4 protein-coding genes and 1 pseudogene are annotated in these 5178 nt (G+C 41.4%); all 5 read right to left on the bottom strand.

Translation table 11 applies throughout. The features are described 5' to 3' along the window. Positions 1–115, bottom strand: a pseudogene (locus tag ACFIMX_RS08665) (phage tail protein); the annotation flags it as partial. Positions 116–127: 12 nt separating this feature from the next. Beyond that, positions 128–778: a transglycosylase SLT domain-containing protein gene (locus tag ACFIMX_RS08660; protein WP_375694328.1), complete on the bottom strand. Its 651-nt coding sequence runs from the start codon at positions 776–778 to the stop codon at positions 128–130. Then, positions 775–2841, bottom strand: a complete 2067-nt coding sequence (locus ACFIMX_RS08655; protein ID WP_375678724.1) for a glycine zipper family protein — start codon at positions 2839–2841, stop codon at positions 775–777. The genes ACFIMX_RS08660 and ACFIMX_RS08655 overlap by 4 nt, the downstream gene beginning before the upstream one ends. A 1-nt stretch (position 2842) precedes the next feature. Further along, the gene (locus ACFIMX_RS08650) at positions 2843–4180 is read right to left on the bottom strand and encodes a hypothetical protein (RefSeq protein WP_375694327.1); all 1338 of its coding nucleotides are present in this window, start codon (positions 4178–4180) and stop codon (positions 2843–2845) included. A gap of 62 nt (positions 4181–4242) precedes the next feature. Next, positions 4243–5067: a hypothetical protein gene (locus ACFIMX_RS08645; RefSeq protein ID WP_375694326.1), complete on the bottom strand. Its 825-nt coding sequence runs from the start codon at positions 5065–5067 to the stop codon at positions 4243–4245. Positions 5068–5178: the final 111 nt, after the last annotated feature.

Genomic DNA, 5178 nt, shown 5'->3' with positions numbered 1-5178 from the left:
TCACACGGGCGCTCTTATTCACACTGCTAGGATGCTGCCCTTCTGACCAATCAATTAAAGCATCACAACGCGTATTATCCGACGCTCTAAGCGACCAATCATAAATCGTTGACATTTCTCGTGAATCCTAGCTTCTGTAAAATGGTCCGTAAAACGCCCGCATGAATTGCGTCATCAAAGGATTATCATCATCATCACTCTCTTCTTCTTCCGAAGCCTCTTCTTGTGATGCTAATAATGCCCTTAAAACCTCTAAAAAGTTGTCTCTATTTCTAATGCCACCATGCGCTGTAGGACTTGCTCTATGAGGCTGCCCCCCATACATCTGTAATACACGGTTGACAAAATCACTTGCACGCATAGCGTTGTTTCCACCATTCAAGCCAACCGCATTGCTCCCAACAATTTGCGCCGCATTGGCATGGGGATTTTGAAGAAGCCGCGCGGCTCCTCTTGCTCCTTGTTGATGTGCTAAATACAACTCCGCTTCATTAGGCGCTCTTCCCAAAAGGCGGCTTAAATGATTGCGATTATCAAGCGTCAACCGCCCCATGGCATCTGCCGCTTGCATGGGATCAAACCTATCCTGCAAACCATATTGTTTGGCTGTGCTGTCTATAAATTGATACAACCCACCAGCAGAAGAACGGGGATTCCTTGCATTCGGATTGCCTCCACTTTCCACTTGCGCAACACGGTACAAATAACTCTCTGGCAAACCATAACGCGCTGCCGTTTGCCGTATCGCTTGATTAACAGAAGGACTAGAACGGGTCATTTCGCATACTCTATTGAAGCACTAGGACCTAACCCTTTTGCTACAGCTCTAGAAACAATCTTCAAGCCTTCATCCGTTATCACACCGGCTTTATGCCACTTCAAAGCACTTTGAATCAATTTGGCAATTTCATTGCGCTCCATTCCTTTAACGCCAAAAGTTGCTAACTTCGCTATACCGCGCTCTAGCTCTTGTCTTGCCCGTAGCGCCTCTGGAGCATTCGGGTGGAAAAATATGTTTCGTGCTAATTTAAAAGCTTGAGTGTGCATATCAGTAAGGTTTGGGAAACTAACTCCATCACGAATAGAAAACTCAGGAGCGCCTTCAAATTTGCTAAAACCTTCTTTTGCTGCATCAGAGTAGAACTTCTCCTGATCTACTGCCTTTTTAAAAGTAGAAAACCGTTCCGGTCCTATGGTCCTTTCAAGATTCTCAGACGCAAGATTTTGTTTTAAAAGTTTAGAAAATTCATTAATAGGGTCATCATTTTTTCTGAGTAAATCATCTAAGGCATCTCTCATACCCATCTGATAGGTATTATTTTGTTTTGTCCAATTCCCTTTAGAAAGATTTTCCTGAACTGCATCCCTTTCAAAACTCTTTTCAAGCTTTGTTCCAAAAGCTTGTCTACCTTCCTCAAAGCTATCTGCAAAGTTTTTGAATTTTGCTGCACTACCGCGTGCTGCTTTATAAGTAGGAGAGATTTCGTCCATTATTTTTACCAAATTTTGTTTGAGGACTTCGTATCCTAAAATCTTTTGGTTATCGCCATGTTTCTTACTTTTTTCGATTAAATCATCGAGAGACTGCTTAGTTTGATCTAATAACTCTATCGTAGGTTTATAGGTTATACTGCTAAATCTTCTATCATAAAACCTTCTAGGATTTATACTGAGAGGGTGTTCCTCTAAAGTATTGACAGCTTCTTTAAGAGCTTTTTGAAACCCTTTATTTTCAAAAAGTTTATTAAGAGCCGGATAATACTCTCGTCCTATCGGCGTTTGCCTTGCTTGTTCATAAAGATGATCATGCGCTTCTTTCCCTTGCCGTTTAAGTGTCCTGCTTAAAATATCTCTATGCTGGTATGGAACAATCGTCTGCTCCATCATATCATCAAGACGTTGAACAGAACCTCCCAATCTTTTCTCATGCGCTTGTTTCAAGAGATTATAAACATCTTCATTTGTTTTAGACGCATTCCACAAAGTCTGTCGTAGTTTTTCATTAATATCTGTCAAAAATACTTCCTGAGGTTCTGAGCTAAGACGTTCCGTGATCTTTTGGGGTTTATTATCGTAAAGTTGCTTGGCAACTTCTCTCAAAGCTTTATTTGAAACCTCTTTACGAGCAGGATTAAAATAATTCCTTACAAGTGGAGGCGATTTTAAAGCATTTCCTAAACTACGAACTGCCTTAGAAATACCTATACCTCCTAAAGCAGCAACCGGCGTCAAAACTGCCCCACCAACACCACCGGCTAATGCCGAATTCACCGTATCATTGTAACCTTTTCCTGCACCAGAACCATGTAAAGCTCCAGAACCTGCCCCAACAATAGCTCCCCTACCTAAACTTCCTAAAGTCGAGCCTGCTCGCAAAAAATTTAAAGCAGGGATCCCCAATGATGCTAATGTTGGTAAAATCGAACCAGCAATATAAGCACCAGAAGATAACCATGGATGTTTCTCTTCCAAGGCTTTTTGGTAAGCACGTTCCTTGGCTACTCTTCTATTATAAACCTCTTCTGCCTTTTTATCGCCGCTCCAATAATCCGTAAAACCTGCTTCATTGGCTGCTTGTATCTCATCACTATACCCTGCTGTCAAACCAGATATCCCATGACTCCTTAGTGCATCCGACCACGTAAGATCTTTATCATCAAATGAAAAATCATCTGCTGTAAATTTTGTATTAAATGAAGCCGTATCATCATCAACAAGAGGGGAATAAGGAATATAACCCGTTGTTGTTTTTCCTTGATTACCACGACTGTTCTTCACCGAAGACGTACCATCATTATCAGATACATCATCAACAATGCGAGAATAAGGAATATATGCCATTTTAAGCCCCTTTAACCCTTATCTTTCCATCTTCACCAATAAAGCGTGCACCGGAAGGCAATGCATCTTCCTCTTCTTTGCTGGTAACAAGTGGCAAAGCATTACGTCCTTGCTGTGGAGCTTTAGAATGCGGCTGTGAGGTAACCTTATCAACACTCTCTTGCGTTAATTCAATGCTGCTGTCTTCTAGCAATTTCAATACGTCTAATTTCATCTTAGCCAAAATCTGATGGATTTTTTTCAACCTAAACAAGAGCTCTTCATGACCCAAGTCGTACTTTATCTCTCCTAAATAGCTCTTTAAGATATCAAGCTCTCTTTCTGTAAGGTTACCAAAACCAGAAGCACCATTGCGTGAATACCGTCTCATCGTTTCTAAACGGTCAATACCTATACGGTTTTTAATGGAATCAAGCAGTGAACGCATATCACGGTGTTGAGGAACCTTAAAAGAAGCTTGCCAATCAGCAAGATTTCCCGTAGCCCAATCACCATTCTCTTCTATATAATTCATAAAACGTTCAATGTCATGGAGTGTATTACTACTGATAGCTTCACTATTTTTAAGATCTATTGTTTCTCGTAGGCGGTCCATTTCTTCTTTAGATCTAGCATCATAACCGCCGTTCACTTTTTGTAATAGAAAAGCATTCAATGCATCTTTATTCCCAGCCATGAACCGCGCCTCTTCTTCACTGTAGCCTTTAGATTTTAGGTATTCGACGGTTTGATTGACTTGTTCTCTTCGTTTATCACCTTCATTAAGATGCTTCACACCACTTGCAAGCGCATCCCACCCAGAACCGTCTGATGAAGATTCTGCCATACCTGCAAAAAGATCTTTGAGCTTCTGATACGCATCTGATTGAAAAAACTTATAAGTATTGGACTGTAAAAATTTCTCTGCATCTGTCAGTTCAGGAGTCGGTGTTGGGGAAGCGGGTGCTAATGGTTGCGTTTGTTCATTAACATAAGGTTTTAGTTCTTGTGGAGTACTCTCTAGTGCATTTGGCATGGGTGGATGTTGATCAAATCCAAGAGGCATTTCCGCTCTAGGAGCCGTATAGGGCATAAATGGTCCATATGGATTCAGACTATTCTGTAAATAGGGGTTGGATGGGGCTTGTGCTTCATTTATATTATCCAGAATACTCCCAATCGCCCCACCAATTACTAAAGGATTCTTCAGGTTTGGTTTCATTAATTGTCCCAATCCTTTCGCCCCTGTAACCATTTTTGGAGCTACTCTGGGATAAAGATACCTAAAAATATGAGGTCCATATCTCAATGCTGCCCCACCTGCTACCCCAGCAGCTAAGCCTAATAATGGAAATGCCATCACACTCTCCTACAAAACTATTCTTTAATTATTCTCCAGAGCTTTCTTTTGATTCATGTAATCTAAAAAAACTTGGATGCTCCTCCTGCCAACGCTGCTCCCATTGGACCACCTGCCATGTAACCAAAAGCCATCGGTGCTGCTTGAAGTGCTAAAGAACCTATAGCCCCTACATTTTTCCACGGATTATTGCCCTCTATCTTAGAGATTGTATGATTATTCGTCGTCGTGCCGTAATTCCTTGCAAAGCCATGACCGGCGTTCATAAGCATATTCAACNTAAGAACAGATGACCCCTGCAACATATTCGTATAGGCATTATTATAAGAGGGGAATAAGTTGCCTATCATGCCTAAGCGGTTTTCATTTAGTTGATCAATCATCGAATTGGCTTGCATCATATGCTGTAAATCTCTATCACGCTGGCGATACTTGATACGAGCTAATTCATCATTAAGCCCCCTCTGTAACTCATTGTTATGCGCACTAGAGCCATAAAGACCACTACCTAAAAACTGTCGATTAATACTATTTCTTATTTCACTTAAGCCCTCTTTAAGTTCCTCATCAAATTGAGAATTCGGTCCCATCAAACCACCAGATGCAATCCAGTTAAGGTTTCTCGCAGACGATGTTGGAGTATTCATCAAATGATTCATATAATTCTGATACTGATGAGGAATAGCTCCAAGACCTCCAATTGCTTGATAAGTTGGAGCACTTAACGGGGCAACACGAGGTCCCCCATATACATTACCACCCATCCCTGTATCATACATGTTATACGCATCTGCACCCCCACGCTTAAAGACATTCTGCATCCAAGTAGGAGGGGCACTTGTTTGTACCTGCTTTTGTTCTGTCGTTGTTGGTGTCTTGCTCCCCATGTTACAATTCCTTCCTGTAATAAAGCATATCTATGCTGTAACCTTGCTTGTCCAATGCACGTTTCCAACCCAAACGACCCAAGATCTCCATTTCAGAAGCCCCATTCTCAC

Origin of the sequence: Bartonella sp. AD24XZML, assembly GCF_042196485.1 — a bacterium.
GTDB lineage: Bacteria > Pseudomonadota > Alphaproteobacteria > Rhizobiales > Rhizobiaceae > Bartonella.
The sequence above is the reverse complement of the archived record's forward strand: the minus strand, read 5'-3'. Positions and strand labels throughout refer to the sequence as shown.

Excerpts from the sequence above, each read along its gene's own strand:
- ACFIMX_RS08655 (WP_375678724.1), bottom strand. The coding sequence starts at position 2,841 with ATGGCATATATTCCTTATTCTCGCATTGTTGATGATGTATCTGATAAT.
- ACFIMX_RS08660 (WP_375694328.1), bottom strand. The coding sequence starts at position 778 with ATGACCCGTTCTAGTCCTTCTGTTAATCAAGCGATACGGCAAACGGCA.
- ACFIMX_RS08650 (WP_375694327.1), bottom strand. The coding sequence starts at position 4,180 with ATGGCATTTCCATTATTAGGCTTAGCTGCTGGGGTAGCAGGTGGGGCA.